The 15,260-nt window shown below is 60.3% G+C and carries 11 protein-coding genes; 10 read left to right on the top strand and 1 reads right to left on the bottom strand.

The window, feature by feature from the left end; all coding sequences use genetic code 11:
* Positions 1-64 precede the first annotated feature (64 nt).
* The 7 genes from SINAC_RS11040 (at position 65) to SINAC_RS11005 (ending at position 10,364) form a co-directional block, all read left to right on the top strand.
* The gene (locus SINAC_RS11040; RefSeq protein ID WP_015245717.1) at positions 65-1,549 is read left to right on the top strand and encodes a protein-tyrosine phosphatase family protein; all 1,485 of its coding nucleotides are present in this window, start codon (positions 65-67) and stop codon (positions 1,547-1,549) included.
* Positions 1,546-2,832: an aminotransferase-like domain-containing protein gene (locus SINAC_RS11035; RefSeq protein ID WP_015245716.1), complete on the top strand. Its 1,287-nt coding sequence runs from the start codon at positions 1,546-1,548 to the stop codon at positions 2,830-2,832. The genes SINAC_RS11040 and SINAC_RS11035 overlap by 4 nt, the downstream gene beginning before the upstream one ends.
* 76 nt (positions 2,833-2,908) lie before the next feature.
* A complete protein-coding gene (locus tag SINAC_RS11030) occupies positions 2,909-4,120 on the top strand; it encodes an LptF/LptG family permease (protein WP_015245715.1) in 1,212 nt (403 codons plus the stop codon).
* Between the two features lie 50 nt (positions 4,121-4,170).
* Positions 4,171-5,337, top strand: a complete 1,167-nt coding sequence (locus SINAC_RS11025) for an LptF/LptG family permease (protein WP_015245714.1) — start codon at positions 4,171-4,173, stop codon at positions 5,335-5,337.
* Positions 5,338-5,584: 247 nt separating this feature from the next.
* The gene (locus SINAC_RS11020) at positions 5,585-6,580 is read left to right on the top strand and encodes a DUF3500 domain-containing protein (RefSeq protein WP_015245713.1); all 996 of its coding nucleotides are present in this window, start codon (positions 5,585-5,587) and stop codon (positions 6,578-6,580) included.
* A 366-nt stretch (positions 6,581-6,946) separates the two neighbouring features.
* Positions 6,947-8,845 (top strand): 30S ribosomal protein S1, encoded by a 1,899-nt coding sequence (locus SINAC_RS11015; RefSeq protein WP_015245712.1) that lies wholly within the window; start codon positions 6,947-6,949, stop codon positions 8,843-8,845.
* 682 nt (positions 8,846-9,527) lie between these two features.
* A complete protein-coding gene (locus SINAC_RS11005) occupies positions 9,528-10,364 on the top strand; it encodes a sigma-70 family RNA polymerase sigma factor (protein WP_015245711.1) in 837 nt (278 codons plus the stop codon).
* A 26-nt stretch (positions 10,365-10,390) separates the two neighbouring features.
* On the opposite strand, the gene SINAC_RS11000 is transcribed toward SINAC_RS11005, so the two are convergent.
* Positions 10,391-11,146, bottom strand: coding sequence for a PEP-CTERM sorting domain-containing protein (locus SINAC_RS11000; RefSeq protein ID WP_015245710.1), 756 nt, complete (start codon positions 11,144-11,146; stop codon positions 10,391-10,393).
* A gap of 745 nt (positions 11,147-11,891) precedes the next feature.
* Between SINAC_RS11000 and SINAC_RS10995 the strand changes: the two genes are divergently transcribed.
* From SINAC_RS10995 to SINAC_RS10985, 3 genes are all read left to right on the top strand, one after another.
* Positions 11,892-12,743, top strand: a complete 852-nt coding sequence (locus tag SINAC_RS10995) for an alpha/beta fold hydrolase (protein ID WP_015245709.1) — start codon at positions 11,892-11,894, stop codon at positions 12,741-12,743.
* Positions 12,744-12,764: 21 nt separating this feature from the next.
* Positions 12,765-14,495, top strand: coding sequence for a DNA polymerase/3'-5' exonuclease PolX (gene polX, locus SINAC_RS10990; RefSeq protein WP_015245708.1), 1,731 nt, complete (start codon positions 12,765-12,767; stop codon positions 14,493-14,495).
* Positions 14,496-14,767: 272 nt separating this feature from the next.
* Complete coding sequence (locus SINAC_RS10985; RefSeq protein ID WP_015245707.1) at positions 14,768-15,232, top strand: DUF2203 domain-containing protein; 465 nt, start codon at positions 14,768-14,770, stop codon at positions 15,230-15,232.
* Positions 15,233-15,260: the final 28 nt, after the last annotated feature.

Here is a 15,260-nt window from a genome sequence, read left to right as displayed (position 1 = left end):
GCCAGGTCTCGCAGGGAACGTCGCCCACAAGCCTTTGGATTTTGAACACCCAGGAGGACTCCGGATGTCGGCAACGACGATGCCTGCGTCTCGATCACTGCGAGCAAGCCTCTGGCCCTGGCTGATTCTTGGGTTCGCAGCCGTCATGGCGGTCTGGCATGCTACCGACTTTCCGGATGACCTTGACGCGGAGTTCCCTCGAGTCCAACGACCGACCTTCAGTCGCCGCCCACCCCCTGCCTATCGCCTTGCGGAGCCTGGTGATACGCTCGATCGGGCTGCGATTTATCTCGCGGCGGCCGCGATCGTCCTCGCGGCGGCAGGTGCGTGGGGCACGCGCGACCGATTTGGTCTTTGGACGGCATCTCTCGGGCTCTCCTGCGCGGCCCTCTGGCATGCGTCGACCCCAGGGCCGACTTTCGACGGTTGGCATGGGATGGGCTGGAGGGAGATCTTCGACCCCGTAGCACCTCCGCTGTTGCGGATCGGGTTGGCGGCAACGGCAATCGCTCTCGGGCTCGTGGTCGTTATTTCCGTCCTCCGCAAACGCTCCGAGTGGGCCTCGCTCATCGAGCGAGGACGAACGGCCAGGATCCTTGGCCTGCTGAGTTTGGCCGCGGTACTGGTGCTCTTGCGTCAGTTTGAGATCCCCGGGGTCGAACCGGTCGGTTACTGGCCGCGCTGGTCGTTTCTGCTCGGCTTGCTCGCTTTTGACCTGGCGCTTCTGAAGGCGATCCCGAAGCCCCCTGCTCCGTCTCGAATCCGCGTGGCCACTTCACTGGGCTTGAGCTCACTGGTCTGGTTCGCCCTGGTCGCGGGTGGGATCGGCTTGACCTGGTATCACCGTCCCCTTTCTCGGTTGCGAACCATCGTCCCGGGGAAGATTTACATCTCGGCCATGCCGACCAAGCGTGGCCTGGAAGTCGCGCAGGGGCGGCATCATTTCAAAACGATCATCAACTTGTTTCCCGAGGACACCCCGCTTCGCAGCCCGATTCTGCCCGACGAGTTGCAGTTCGCCAAGGAGAATGGCATTCAGTACGTCGGCAGTCCGGCGGATGAAGAAAGCTCCAATCAGTTCCTCGATCAGACCTTGGCACTCGCCCAAGACCCCAACGCCTGGCCGATCCTGGTTCATTGTCATGGTTGCATGGATCGCACCCCCGCCTGGATGGGGATTTATCGGTTCATCGTGCAAGGAAAGCCGCTGAACGAGATTCTCGCCGAGATCGAAGGGCATCGCGGCTACCGGCCCAAAGCCTCAGTGACCTTGCTCTATAACCGGGTTCTCCCCCCTCGCGCTCCCGAGCGGTATGCCGCGGACCCAACGGCCAAGCTCCTGAAGGAATGCGCCAAGGGAACTCCTGATCCGGCTCTGCAAGCCAAAGGTGCGCGCCGACGACGCGCGAACCAGGAGGCTGTTCCTCGTGTCTCGCGACGCATGGGCCCTCGGGCCCAGCTACCGAACTTGACACCCTCGCGGCGATCGCTAGAGTACCAGAAGACCCTCAGCGATCCGCACCTTCACAAATCGGCCCCTTTATCATGACCTCTCCGACGCAGTTGAGCGTGGTCTCCGAGCGGACCAGTGTGCCCGCAATCAGTACCCTGATGCACATGGCCTTGGCCACCCCCGGCCTGATCTCTCTGGCCGCGGGCTTTGTCGATCAGCAAAGCCTGCCCGTGGCGCTCGCCGCTGAGGAGATTGCCGCGATTCTGGCCGACGAACGTGAGGGACGACGGGCTCTGCAGTATGGAACGACGATTGGCGACCACCAACTCCGCGAGCGGCTGATGGCCTTCCTGGAGCAGGACGAACGGGTGCCGAGCGGGACTTACCAACATTGCGTTTCCCGGACGGTCGTCACGACCGGCTCTCAGCAACTCCTCTATTTGATCTCCGAGGCCCTGCTGGATCCCGGTGATATCGTCCTGGTGGAGTCACCCACGTACTTCGTCTACCTGGGAGTGCTGGAAACCAGAGGGGTTCGCGTCGTCGGTGTCGACATCGACGAAGGGGGACTTCGACTCGACGCACTCGAGTCGACCCTGGCGGGTCTCGACGCGAAAGGATTGCTGAATCGCGTCAAGCTGATTTACACCATCTCCGAGCACTCGAACCCGTCGGGAATCAGCCTGGCCGCAGATCGGCGCCAGCCCCTTGTCGATCTGGCCAAGAAATGGTCGAAGCATCAAACGATTTTTATTTTAGAAGATTCGGCGTATCGTGGGTTGACCTTCGATGGCGTCGAGCCGCCGAGCGTCTGGAGTTACGATCCGGACGGCGAGACCGTGATCCTGGCGCGGACGTTCAGCAAGACGTTCAGCCCAGGGTTCAAGACGGGTTACGGGGTTTTGCCCGCCACGCTGCTCGAACCGGTGCTTCGATTGAAGGGGAATCACGACTTCGGTTCGGGGAACTTCGCTCAGATCGTGCTCGAGCGTGCGATCGGCGGTGGTGGCTACCAACGGCATGTCGCGACGCTGGTCGAGCGCTATCGCCGCAAACGGGATGTCATGATCGCCTCGCTGGTGGAGTGGTTCGGGGATGGAGACGGTGCGGTGCAATGGACCTACCCTCAGGGGGGCCTCTACGTCTGGTTGTCGCTTCCAAATGAAGTCGACACCGGTCCGGACGGCCCGTTTTTTGCGAGGTGTTTGGAACGTGGGGTCCTCTACGTGCCCGGGACGTACGCGTATGCGGACGCGACCGGCAGTGCGCCGAGGAATCACGCGCGACTCTGCTTCGGAGTTCCGAGCGAAGCCGATCTCGCCGAAGGAGCGAGGCGCCTTTCATTGGCGCTAACAGATTGTCTCAACCCGGTCGCCTGAAGGGAAAGCGGCCGAACGATTCGGTCGCGAGGCGATCAGTGGGGTTCGACTGCGGCAAGGATGCTGGGGGAACGCCGTGTTTGGAATCCTACAGCGCTACGTGATGGGTGAGGTGCTCCGCGCCTTCGCTCTGGCTTTGCTTACCGTCACCTCGATCATCGTCCTGTTCATGGTGATGATCGAGGCCTCCAACATGGGCCTCTCTCCCAGCGAGATCGTTCACCTCCTCCCCTACATGGTCCCGGGGAGCCTCCTCTACACGATTCCGGTTTCGCTCCTCTTTGCGGTGACCGTCGTGTACGGCAGGCTTGCCTCCGACAACGAAATCGTCGCGGTCAAGACGGCCGGTCTCAGCACCATGTTCGTGCTTCGCCCCGCGATTATTCTGGGCACGATCCTGAGCATCATCCTGCTCTACCTGTCCTACAGCCCGATCCCCATCGCCAATCATAAGGCCAAGATGATTGTCCTCGCCGACATGGAGGATACGTTTTACAAGGTCCTCAAGAAGGACCGCCAACTCGACCGCCCCGACTGGCCATTCCTGATCATGGTGCGCGACGTCGAGGGGAGAACCATGCTCGACGCGACGTTCAAGCATCGCACGAGCAGCGGAGGCCGCGGAACGCCCAGGAGTTTTGACACCATCGTACAGGCGAAGAAGGCTCGAGTTCATTTCGACATGACCAAATTACAGGCGCGTGTCTATCTCGACGATGCCGAGGTGAGTAACCCGAGCAAAGACGTTTCGCTGATCAACAACACGATCCTTCCTTTTGACATTCCACCCGAGCGCCGGGCCTTGAAACTGAAACGCATTCAGGAACAGACGACGCCGGAAATGATCGAAGAGCAGGCGGATTACCTGGTGAAGATGGCGAAAGAACGGAAGCGGTGGGCCATGTCGGCCTCGCTTGGCATCGGTATGGGCATGCTCGACCGGGTCCAATGGGAGAAAGTGCAAATATCTTTTAGCGATTATGGAACATGGAAGATGCAGTGGAATGCGCTGGAGACGGAGAAGCACCAACGGATTGCGATGTCGTGCGGAACTTTCTTTTTCGTCCTCCTGGGTGCGCCGGTGGGAATCATCTTCGCAAGGCGCGACTTTTTGAGCGCGTTTATCACCTGTTTTGTACCGATCATCATCCTGTATTACCCCTTGATCATCCTCGGCGGCAACATGGGCAAGGATGAGATTCTGCCCCCGGTCGTCGCCCTCTGGCTCGGTAACACGGTGCTGGGCGTCTTGTCCGGTCTGGTGCTGCCTTCGGTCATGAAACATTGACAAGACGTTGGAACTGAGCGGCTGGACTTGGCCTTGAAGGAAAACCGACGATGCGGATCCTCGATCGCGAGCGTTACTGGGCTTTTCTCAAAGCCTACATTATCTGCTTCGTCGCGCTGGTCGGCCTGTACGTCGTCATCGATGCCTTCTCCAACCTCGACGAGTTCGGTAAACGCGCCGATGGCGTGTCCGAGCTCTTCAAGGTAATGAGCGTGTACTACCTTATTCATATGAGTCAATACTACGACCGGCTCTGCGGCGTCATCGGCATGATGGCGGCAATTTTCACGGTCACCTGGATGCAGAAGAATAACGAATTGCTCGCGATGCTCGCCGCCGGCATTAGCACTCAGCGTGTGATTCGTCCCGTCTGGATCTCGACGATTGCGGTGAGCCTGATCGCCGTCTTCAATCAAGAAGTCATTATGCCTAAGTATGCCGCTGAACTTCAGCGGTCGCATGACGACGACGGTACGCTCAAGGTGATGGTCCGTAGTCATTACGACTCCAACAAAGTGGTAATCCACGGCCGTGAGGCCGATCGAGAGTCCAAGACCTTGCTGCCGTGCAATGTCACCGTTCCGGGGGCCATCCTTGGTGTGATGCTGGAGATCGAGGCCAAGCAAGCACACTACATCCCCCCGGATCATCCCTCGGCTCCGTTCACCGGCGGCTGGTTACTTCGCGGGTCGCGGCTGATTACTCCCGTCGATGAGAAGATCTTCGCGGACAAAGAGGCGATCCTGGTCAAGGTCGACGACCCCAAAGGGTTCCCGCCCCTCTATGGCGATAAGACTTCCTTGCCGGGTGATTCGTTCTTTCTCCGGAGCACACTCGACTTTGACTCCGCTGCACGCAGTCGAGACTGGTATCATTATGCGACTACTCCCGAGCTGATCCAGAGCCTTTCCGACCAGTCGAACGATAAGGCCGAGAAGGTCACGATCGAAGTCTTTCTCCACTCCCGTCTGCTTCGGCCGCTCCAGAGTCTCAATCTGATGATGCTCAGCCTGCCGCTCGTGCTCGGTGGATTCGGCCGCAACATGTTCATCAACCTTGGGCTTTCGCTGGGGACGTCGGCCTTGTTCTACGGCGTCTGCTTCGTCTCCACATATCTCGGTGACCACTCGGTCGTGAATCCAGAGCTTGCCGCCTGGGCCCCCTTGATCGGGTTCGGGAGCATCGCGGTGGCTCGCTGGGGCTCGATTCGCACCTGAGCCGGCTCGACGCGTTCGAGATCGCCTGCGCAGTGACAGCCTCTTTTTCTCGAGCCGGTTTTGCCGACCTCGACGCCAAAGAATATTTAACAACCCCCAGAGCAGAGAGTTGCCAACCTCTGAGCGAGCGGGTTAGGATCAGGCCAACCCAACCGTCGCTTCGTGGCGCGAGCAAGTTGCTCCCCGGACGGTCCCGGTGGGCGTGATCACCGAGCGACACCTTTTTTCTTTTAGAAGGGGCCTCTCCATGTCCGAGCAACCCAAGCTGGATTGTCCCGACTGCGAGGACGGCGTCTCTCGCCGCGACTTCGTCCGGAAGATGACAGGGCTCGCCGTGGCGGGGAGCCTGGTCCCGCTCGCCGCTGGGAGCCGACGGGCCCTCGCTGCGCCCACGCCCAAGAGCACCGCCGAGACCGCGGTCAAACGGTTCTACGACTCGCTGTCCGACACCCAGCGCAAGGAAATCTGCTTCCCCTTCGATCACAAACTCCGTCACAACATCAGTGCCAACTGGCCGATCACCAAGGCCAAGATCGATGACTACTCGAAGGACCAGCAGGTCATCCTCGACGAGATCTTCCGGAGCGTCACCAGCCCCGATGGCTACGACCGGTTCCAAAAGCAGATGGACGACGACTCGGGCGGCTTCTCCGAGTACCACGTCGCTGTCTTCGGCACTCCTGGCTCCGGTCAGTTCGAGTGGGAGATGACCGGACGCCACCTCACGATTCGAGCTGATGGAGATAGCGTCGCCAACGCCGCCTTCGGTGGGCCGATCGTCTATGGCCACGGTGCGGGCGACGGCAAAAAAGGGCTGCCGGGTAACGTCTTCTACTATCAGACGTTGAAGGCCAACGAGGTCTTTAACGCCCTCGACGGTAAGCAGCGAAAAGCAGCGCTTTTGACCGAGGCTCCCAAAGAGACCGATGTGCTCGTGCAAGGGAGCGCAGGGGCATTCCCCGGACTCTCGGTCGGCGACCTCTCGAGTGACCAGAAAGCCCTCGTTGAGTCGGTCCTCAAGGTGATCCTGGCCCCTTACCGCGAAGAGGATGTTGAAGAGGCGCTCACGCTCCAGAAAGAAGGGGGCGGACTCGACGCTCTCCACATGGCCTTCTATCAGGCGGAGGATCTGGGGGACGATCAGGTTTGGGACATCTGGCGGATCGAGAGCCCCACGGTTGTCTGCCACTTCCGAGGCGCACCTCACGTTCATGCCTACTTGAACATCGCCAAGAAAGCCTGAGCCCATTCGCGGCCATCTGGTGGAATTTTTATGCCCCTTTCCCCTCGGTTTCCGAGGGGGAAGGGGTTCGTTTTTGACGAGCCGTGAGCACTCCATTCCGGCCGATCGTAAATGGTGCGTGCACCGTTGTTTTTGCCGGGACTCCTACTATAATGACTCTTTGCGTCACCCCACTCCTTGTGTTGAGGGGTGGGTCATTTTTTGTGTTACCTCCACACCTAACACCGGGACAGGCCATCGGCTTGATCGTCAAACGATCCAGGTCGGTCGAGGTCAGCCGACATCGACAGGGTCGTTTTCAGCCCGAAGGCTTGTTTCAACCCCCCTTGCGTCCTGCAAAAGGGGATGGGATCGAAACGAACGAACATGGTAGATCGCAACCTGCTCCGCGAATTCGAAGTCAGCGATGATGAACTCGCCGCCATTGTGGCTGGCGGCGATGGCACAGTCGATCTCGACCAATTCCTCAGCAATGGGCAGAGCTTCGAGGTCGGTGGAATCGTTTCGGGCAAGGTGATCGAGATCGTCGGCGACCAGGTCGTGGTCGACGTCGGTTACAAGTCGGAAGGCCTTGTTCCGCTGAACGAGTGGGAAGATGAGCCGCCGCCCCAGCCGGGCGAGAGCGTTGAAGTCTTGCTCGAAGGGATGGAGGACGAAACCGGCGAGATCGTCCTCTCCCGCAAGAAAGCGCACCGGATGCGTGCCTGGGAGATGGTCATCTCCAAGTACCACGAAGGCGACGTGGTCAAAGGCAAGGTGACGCGCAAGATCAAGGGCGGTCTGCTGGTCGATATCGGCGTCAACGTCTTCCTGCCGGCCAGCCAGGTTGACATTCGCCGACCGTCCGACATTGCGGATTACATCGATTCCGAGATCGAGTGCATGATCCTCAAGATCGATGAGGGTCGGCGCAACATCGTCGTCAGCCGCCGCAAGCTCATCGAGATCACCCGGGAGCAGCAGAAGAAGCAACTCCTGGCGGAGATCGAGCCGGGGCAGGTTCGCATGGGAACGGTCAAGAACATCGCCGACTTCGGCGCGTTCGTCGACCTCGGCGGAATCGACGGCCTACTCCACATCACCGACATGAGCTGGGGCCGCATCAACCATCCCAGCGACATGGTCAAGATCGACGATCAGATCGAGGTGATGGTTCTTCACGTCGACAAGGATCGCGAGAAGATCGCACTCGGATTGAAGCAGAAGTCGGCCAGCCCGTGGGAGAACGTCGCCGACAAGTACCCGGTCGGCACCCGCGTCATGGGCGAAGTCGTCAACGTGATGAGCTACGGCGCATTCGTGAAGCTCGAAGAGGGCATCGAAGGCCTGGTGCACATCTCGGAGATGAGCTGGACCAAGCGGATCAACCACCCGAGCGAGCTTGTCCAGATCAGCGACAAGATCGAGGTCGTTGTCCTGGGCATCAACAAGGAGAAGCAGGAAATCTCCTTGGGGATGAAGCAGACGCAGACTAACCCCTGGGATCAGGTGGCCGGCAAGTACCCGCCCGGCACGATGATCGAAGGGACCGTCCGCAACCTGACCAACTACGGGGCGTTCATCGAGATCGAGGAAGGCATCGACGGCCTTCTGCACATCTCCGACATGAGCTGGACCCGCAAGATCGGTCACCCCAACGAACTGCTCGAGAAAGGTCAGCGGCTCTCCTGCCAGGTCCTCAACGTCGACCAGGAGCGGAAGCGGATCGCTCTCGGCCTCAAGCAGCTTCGCGAAGACCCTTGGGAGACCGACATCCCCAATCGCTACGAGCCCAACGACGTCGTGAAGGGCAAGGTTACGAAGCTCACCAACTTCGGCGTGTTCGTCGAGCTCGAGCCCGGCCTCGAAGGTCTCTTGCACATCTCCGAGTTGGCTGACCACAAGGTCGACAGCCCCGAAGAAGTCGTCAAGGTGGGCGACGACATCGAGGTCAAGATCCTCCGCGTCGATCGCGGCGAACGGAAGATCGGCCTGTCGCGGAAGAAGGCGCATTGGACCAAGGGAGACGAGGAGGGCGAGGAGGCCGAAGCGGCAGAAGCCGCAACGGGCGGAGCCGCCAAGCCCGAGTCGAAGGACCAGAAAGAGCTCAAGGGGGGCCTTGGTGGCGGTGGCCCGCTCTTCTCCATGGGGGGAGCCGTAACCGAAGAGGGTGAAGCCGCGACTGGCGCAGAAGCCGCTTCGACCGCTCCGGAAGGAGCCTCGACTCCCCAGGGAGAGGCTTCGACCGACGAGAAGCAACCGAGCGAAGACGAGCAGTCCGCCTAATTTCCAAGACCCGCGCCCCTCGATGGAAGTCGACGGGCGCGGGCTCTTTTTATTTTTTTGAGAATCATCCTCTCGAAAAGTGAGCAGCCCGCCAGCCCCCTCCCGATCCCGCCATTCCTGATTCACCCAAAGCATTCAGACAATCCTCCCACCCGCTCACAGCCCCCTGCCCTCAGATCCCCTCTTTCGGTTTTGAGGTTTGGCCAACGCCTACCTCACTCGCCCCTGTGCGCTCACTTTTTACCCAAGCCGATTCTTCTCGCCATTCGCCAGAACGCTCACGATACGCATTTCCCCAAAATGCCCTAAACTTCCAAAACCTATCAAGTTCTCCGAAGTTCGTTCCGATAACCTCAGTAAGACCGTGAGACAGGGCGGGAATGGAGCGCAAGGGGGATTGCCGAGTTTGGCTAATTCGGTGAATCTGGGCTATCCGTTGCCGTCTAAAGCGCTCATGGGCAAGCGAAGGGTAAGGCGGCCGTTAAGGTTCGGCGGGAGGCCGGTGGCCTGTTCGGTGGACGCCTGGACCCGTTTTGGTGTGCGGTCCGAGGAAGTCAGCGTTGCGGTGCCGGCGAAGACGCCAGCGCAGTTTCGTGATGCCGTGAATTCCTCGGTTCGGATCTCGGACCGTTCTCCCCGACCAACTGCGGACCCAGTCACGACCGACCCAACGAGGATCTTCATGGCCCGTATTCGCCGTCTCCGCCGCGACACGGTTCAGAGCCCCCTGGAGACGTATCTCCGGGAAATCAACGAAATGGCGCTCTTGAACGCAGACGAAGAGAAGATGCTCGCGCATCGGATCGCAGAGGGCGACAATAGCGCCAGAGACCGAATGGTCCGTGCCAATTTACGGCTGGTCGTGAATATCGCCCGGGGCTATGTGGGCAAAGGACTCGCGCTTCAGGATCTGATCGAGGAAGGCAACATCGGCCTTCTCCGCGCCGTCGAGGGTTTCGATCCGGGCGTGGGCACGCGATTCAGCACCTACGCGAGTTACTGGATTAAACAATCGATCAAGCGCGCCCTGGTCAACACGGCCAAGCCGATCCGGATCCCCGCCTACATGGTGGAGTTGCTATTCAAATGGCGGCGGATGGCGGCCGACCTGCAGGACTCGCTCAAGCGAGCGCCCACGGTTGAGGAAATCGCCAAGGCACTCGACCTGCCCAAGAAGAAATTGGCGATCGTTAAGAAGGCGATCAAGGTCTATAACCTGGTGCCCCAGACCGATCAGCCCGAGAACGGCTGGAGCCTGGGCGAGATGCTCATGGACGAGCGCACTCGGGCCCCTGACGTGGAGATGGTCGAAGCCGATAATCTCCGGCTCGTCATGCATCGGCTCGGAGAGATGGACAAGCGCGAGGCCACCGTCCTCCGGATGCGTTTTGGGCTGAACGACGCCCCGCCCAAGACCTTGAAGGAGATCGGCGAGTCACTTGGTTTGACCCGAGAACGGGTCCGGCAGATTGAGAACGAGGCACTCGGCAAACTCTCAGCAACTTTCGCGGCCGACTGAGCGACTGACCGCGGCGGATCGTTTGATCAAAGCACCGACAATTCGTCCGCCGCGGGATGGTGGTCATGGATGACCGAGGAGAATCGGTGTCGACGTCGGTGGCGATAGACGATCAGCCAGAAGCCACCGGCCAGAAGCACGACGAACGTGGTAGGTTCGGGTACGGTGGTGGGTACTGGTGACTGATAGCCCAGTGTATTGCTGGAATCAATCTTCGTGGTGAAGCTCCGAGCGAAGCTGCCGTCGAACGTGCCCTCCCCCCCGGAATGGAACTCCATGTAGACCGAGGGGCCAAAGGTCCGAGCGAGTTCGCCCCCCGTCACTTTGAGATCGAGGTTGAAGGAGGCGGGCGCCCCTGTCTTGGCACCGAAGGCGGTAGGAGTGGCTTGGAGCAAGAGTCCCTGAAACGTCTTGCCATCGACCACCACGGTTCCGTAGAGCGAATAGGAATTACCGGGGTCGCTGACCAATCGCCCATTGGGATCGAGCTTCAGGTTGATCACCTGGCTTCTCATCCCGTCCGAATTCGGCTGGACCACCACCTCGTTCGCTGCCGAAGGGCCCGTCGTCAGCAGAAACGGTGTGTTGGTGACTTGCAGCGTCCCGGTCTGAGTCGAGGGGTGATAGGTATATTGCTGCGTGCCTGTAATCGCGCCGGCGAGGTCGGGGTAGGCTCGGCCCCCGGGCGATTGAATCAACTCGGCGGAGACTTCGGCACACAAGCCGACCACGAGGACGAGGGGCAGGCCGGCCCTGGCAAAGAGGCTGCGCATCCGTTGCATGGGACCTCCCTCACTGACAGTCGCCGTGTGTGCATGTCCCAATCCACGACCAAATCGTGATTCGGAGACGGCCCCTTCTTATTCAAAAAGAAGGGCGCACGATTCACAAACGGCTGGAGCAACCAACCTCAAGAGCCGGGCTTGTGCGCAAAGGAGCGAGTCGAAGGGAGGGAGGGCCACGGCGAGAGGCGCGGTGCCGTTCGGAATCCTTCCGATGTCGAACCCAACTCCTTTTGGCAACGGTCTCGGCTCTTGTTCCGGAAAGAGCCACTAACACTGGTTTTGCCGATCCTATCAACCTTGAGGGATCGGTTCGGAGCAAGCTCAAACTACCTCAGTCTTCCGAGCCCTGTCAATCCGCTACCCCTGATTTTCCGCCCCATTCCCGCCGACAGTGCGACTCGGTCAATCCCTTGGCAATAGGACACAGGCTGACCTTCCCCAATTGTGAAGGCGGAGCGTGATGTCAGGGCCATTGATCCCAACACGTCGATCGTCTCCATGGGCCGATGAACCGGCGGCTCACAACGGGCTTCCTCGTGAGGACCTGATGCAAATCGGCGCGCGGGCGATTATCCTAATCACATCAGCATCGACCCTCGAAAGAGTTGATCGGATTCGGCGAAACCGCTCCCAGTTCAACCTTTGACATCAACCAAAACGAGTCGAATGCGCCACGGCCCCACGTCCAGCGCGGGACTGACAATCACCTCCATCTGGAAGCACAGATAAAAGGTCGGAACTGATGCCTTATTTCGCTCACGACGGTTTAGAGTTCCATTTTCGCTCTGAAGGCCAAGGGATTCCCGTCGTCTGGCAGCACGGCCTCGGCAGCGACGTCGATCAAACGTTCGCACTTTTGGAACCAGGACTTGAGCAAGAGCTTTCAGGATTTCAATTCGTCGGCTTTGATGCCCGCGCGCACGGCCGGACCCGCCCGCTCGGAGACCCGAAAAAGATCGGGATTGCCGCATCCGCGGACGATCTTCGCGACTTCCTCGACGACCGCAAAATCGATCGCGCGGTGATCGGAGGCATCTCCATGGGCGCGGCGATCGCGCTCAATTTCGCCCTCCGATATCCCGAGCGTTTGCTTGGCCTCATCTTCTCGCGGCCGGCCTGGCTTGACCGCCCTCACCCTGAGAATCTTCGAATCTTTACACACATTTCTCAATACATTCTCAAGTATGGTTCCGCAAAGGGACTCGAGGAATTCCGCCGGACGCCTGAGTACGAACGTTTGGCCCGAGAATCACCCGACTGCGCCCAGGTCGTTGTAAACCACTTCGAATTCCCGCGAGCCGAGGAGTGCGTCGTCCGGCTCGAACGAATCCCCCACGACGCTCCGTCGCACGATCGCAGCGAGTGGAAGACCCTGAGCGTGCCGACCCTGGTCCTGGCGAACCATCAGGACCCGATCCATCCCTGGGATTTCGCTGAGACTCTGGCTGCCCAGATCCCCGGAGCGATGCTTCGGGAGGTGACCGCGAAATCGGTGGACGTGGATCGTCATGCGGAAGACGTGCGCCGGCACATCGGGGAGTTCCTCTCGAAAAACTTCGCCCTCGAAACGCGGGATCGCCACGCCTCGGCCTGACATACTCAAGGTTACTGATTTATGGAAACCGCACGAATTGCTCAAATCTTGAGCGAGATGGGAACTCTCCTCGAGGTCCGTGGCGAGAACCCGTTCCGTTGCCGGGCGTATCACAACGCCGCGCAAACCCTCAAAGGGCTTCCGTCCGACCTGTCGGAGATGATCGCCGACGGCCGCCTGGCCGAAACGCCCGGCATTGGCACGACCATGTTCTCGAAGATCGTCCAGCTCGCCACGACGGGACATCTTCCCGCCTACGATGACCTGCGACGAGCCACCCCCCCTGGCCTCGTGGCCTTGCTCCGAGTCCCCGGCCTCGGCCCCAAGAAGATCAAGGTGCTCCACGACGAGCTCAAGATCGAGAGCTTGGCCGATCTCCGTGTGGCCGGCGAGGCGAAGATGATCGCCCCGCTCAAAGGCTTTGGCGCCAAGACCGAGCAAAAAATCCTCGACGGGATCTCGTTCGTCGAATCGGTCGGCGATCGGATCCTCCAGAGCAAGGCACGGCGGCTGGTCGCGCCCATCCTCGAGGCGATCCGCCAGCACCCCTTGGTTCTCAGAGCAGAGGTATGCGGCAGCCTCCGACGCCGCGCCGAGACGATCGGCGACCTCGACATTCTCTTCAGCGCCGAGAATCCAGTGCCGGTACTCGACCACTTCGTCAAGCTGCCCGAAGTGGCCACCGTCCTCGCCCACGGGCCGACCAAGGCAAGCGTCCGCATCGCCGACGGGGTCCAGTGTGATCTCCGAGGCGTGGAGGATAGCCAGTTCCCCTTCGCGCTGCATTACTTCACGGGTTCCAAGGCGCACAACATCGCGATCAGGCGCCGGGCCCTGGCTCATGGCTACTCGTTGAACGAATACAGTTTGAGCGGTGAAAAAGGGTCGGTCGCCTGCAAAACCGAGGCCGATCTCTTCGCCGCTCTTGGCCTCGCTTACATCCCTCCGGAGTTACGTGAAGACGTCGGCGAGATCGAGGCCGCCGAGAAAGGCCCCCTCCCGCCGCTCGTCGAGTTGAGCGACCTGACCGGGACCTTCCACTGCCATACGGACTGGAGCGACGGGCAAGCAACCCTTGAGGAGATGGCCCAGGCGGCCCAATCGCTCGGACTGACCTACCTCGGAATTGCCGACCACTCTCGATCGGCGGGCTACGCGGGGGGGCTGAGCATTGAACGGGTCCGTCAGCAGTGGGCAGCGATCGACGCCTTGAATGAGACCTTCGGTGGTAAGTTCCGGATCTTCAAGGGGACCGAGTGCGACATCCTCGGCGATGGATCGCTCGACTATCCCGACGAAATCCTCGATGGTTTCGACTACGTCGTGGCGAGTGTTCACTCTTCGTTCGGCATGCCTCGCGACGAGATGACTGCCCGGATCGTCCGCGCCGCCGCAAACCCGAGGGTGACGATGCTCGGGCATCCGACCGGCCGCTTGCTGCTGGCACGCGACGCGTATGCCGTCGATGTCGATGCGGTCATCGAAGCCGCCGCCAAGGCAGGAACGATGATCGAGATCAACGCCAGCCCGCACCGACTCGACCTCGACGACATTCACTGCCGACGGGCCAAAGCGCAAGGCGTGACGATCGTGGTGAACCCCGACGCCCACTCCACGGGTGGCCTGGCCGACCTCGATTACGGCGTGGGCGTTGCGCGCCGCGCGGGGCTGGGAGTGGCCGACCTGTTCAATTCGGCGCCGTTGGCCAAAGTCGCCGAGGCCCTGGAGCGGCGTCGCAAGGCTCGCCATTGATCGAGAATCACGACGACTGCCACCTTGGGACCCTTGCGGGGGGTCTGACCTGTCCTATAATTTTGAAGGATGAAGGATTCGGGTGGGAGCGATTCGAGTTTTGAGTTGTGACGGCTCAGGCCGTCCGCCAGGCGACCGGGTCTTTTCCTGTGCTCCGACCGAGTTCTGACTCACCTTGGGCCGGATGGCGAACGAACCGTTCGCCTTGCCGTGGCTGATTTCTGATTGGCGTCTCTGAATCTCATCGCCGTCTTATTCATTAGGATCTCGTCATGGCCCCTCCCAAGCCAGCAGAGACGAAACGCCGCTATTTCAGCGTTGAAGAGGCGAACAAGACCCTTCCTCTCGTCAGAGCGATCGTCACCGACATCGTTCGGCAATGGCACGCCGTCAACGACTTGAAACAACGGTTGTCGGCTGTCAAAACCGAACGGAAACGCCTGTCGAGCGACCCCTATTCCGAGGAATTGGCGCAAAGCCAGGCGGAAATGGAGACCGAGGAAGAGAGGTTGGCCTCCTACATCGACGAGCTCACTAAGCTGGGCGTTGAGTTGAAAGGGCTGGACGGACTCTGCGACTTCTATAGCATCATGGACGGCCGTGAGGTCTTCCTTTGCTGGCGGCTTGGAGAACCGGAAGTCCTCCATTGGCACGAACTCAACGCCGGTGTGGCTGGCCGAAAGACGCTGGCCTCGCTTGCCGGCTCTGGCTCGGGAGCGGGCAAACGGCCGCATTGATTCAGGATCGCGCCGCGATCGACGCGTT

Origin of the sequence: Singulisphaera acidiphila DSM 18658 (assembly GCF_000242455.2) — a bacterium.
GTDB lineage: Bacteria > Planctomycetota > Planctomycetia > Isosphaerales > Isosphaeraceae > Singulisphaera > Singulisphaera acidiphila.
The sequence above is the reverse complement of the archived record's forward strand: the minus strand, read 5'-3'. Positions and strand labels throughout refer to the sequence as shown.

What these genes read in the sequence shown, in the direction of transcription:
- SINAC_RS11040 (WP_015245717.1), top strand. Translation starts at nt 65, where the DNA reads ATGTCGGCAACGACGATGCCTGCGTCTCGATCACTGCGAGCAAGCCTC.
- SINAC_RS11035 (WP_015245716.1), top strand. Translation starts at nt 1,546, where the DNA reads ATGACCTCTCCGACGCAGTTGAGCGTGGTCTCCGAGCGGACCAGTGTG.
- SINAC_RS11025 (WP_015245714.1), top strand. Translation starts at nt 4,171, where the DNA reads ATGCGGATCCTCGATCGCGAGCGTTACTGGGCTTTTCTCAAAGCCTAC.
- SINAC_RS11020 (WP_015245713.1), top strand. Translation starts at nt 5,585, where the DNA reads ATGTCCGAGCAACCCAAGCTGGATTGTCCCGACTGCGAGGACGGCGTC.
- SINAC_RS11015 (WP_015245712.1), top strand. Translation starts at nt 6,947, where the DNA reads ATGGTAGATCGCAACCTGCTCCGCGAATTCGAAGTCAGCGATGATGAA.
- SINAC_RS11005 (WP_015245711.1), top strand. Translation starts at nt 9,528, where the DNA reads ATGGCCCGTATTCGCCGTCTCCGCCGCGACACGGTTCAGAGCCCCCTG.
- SINAC_RS11000 (WP_015245710.1), bottom strand. Translation starts at nt 11,146, where the DNA reads ATGCAACGGATGCGCAGCCTCTTTGCCAGGGCCGGCCTGCCCCTCGTC.
- SINAC_RS10995 (WP_015245709.1), top strand. Translation starts at nt 11,892, where the DNA reads ATGCCTTATTTCGCTCACGACGGTTTAGAGTTCCATTTTCGCTCTGAA.
- polX (WP_015245708.1), top strand. Translation starts at nt 12,765, where the DNA reads ATGGAAACCGCACGAATTGCTCAAATCTTGAGCGAGATGGGAACTCTC.
- SINAC_RS10985 (WP_015245707.1), top strand. Translation starts at nt 14,768, where the DNA reads ATGGCCCCTCCCAAGCCAGCAGAGACGAAACGCCGCTATTTCAGCGTT.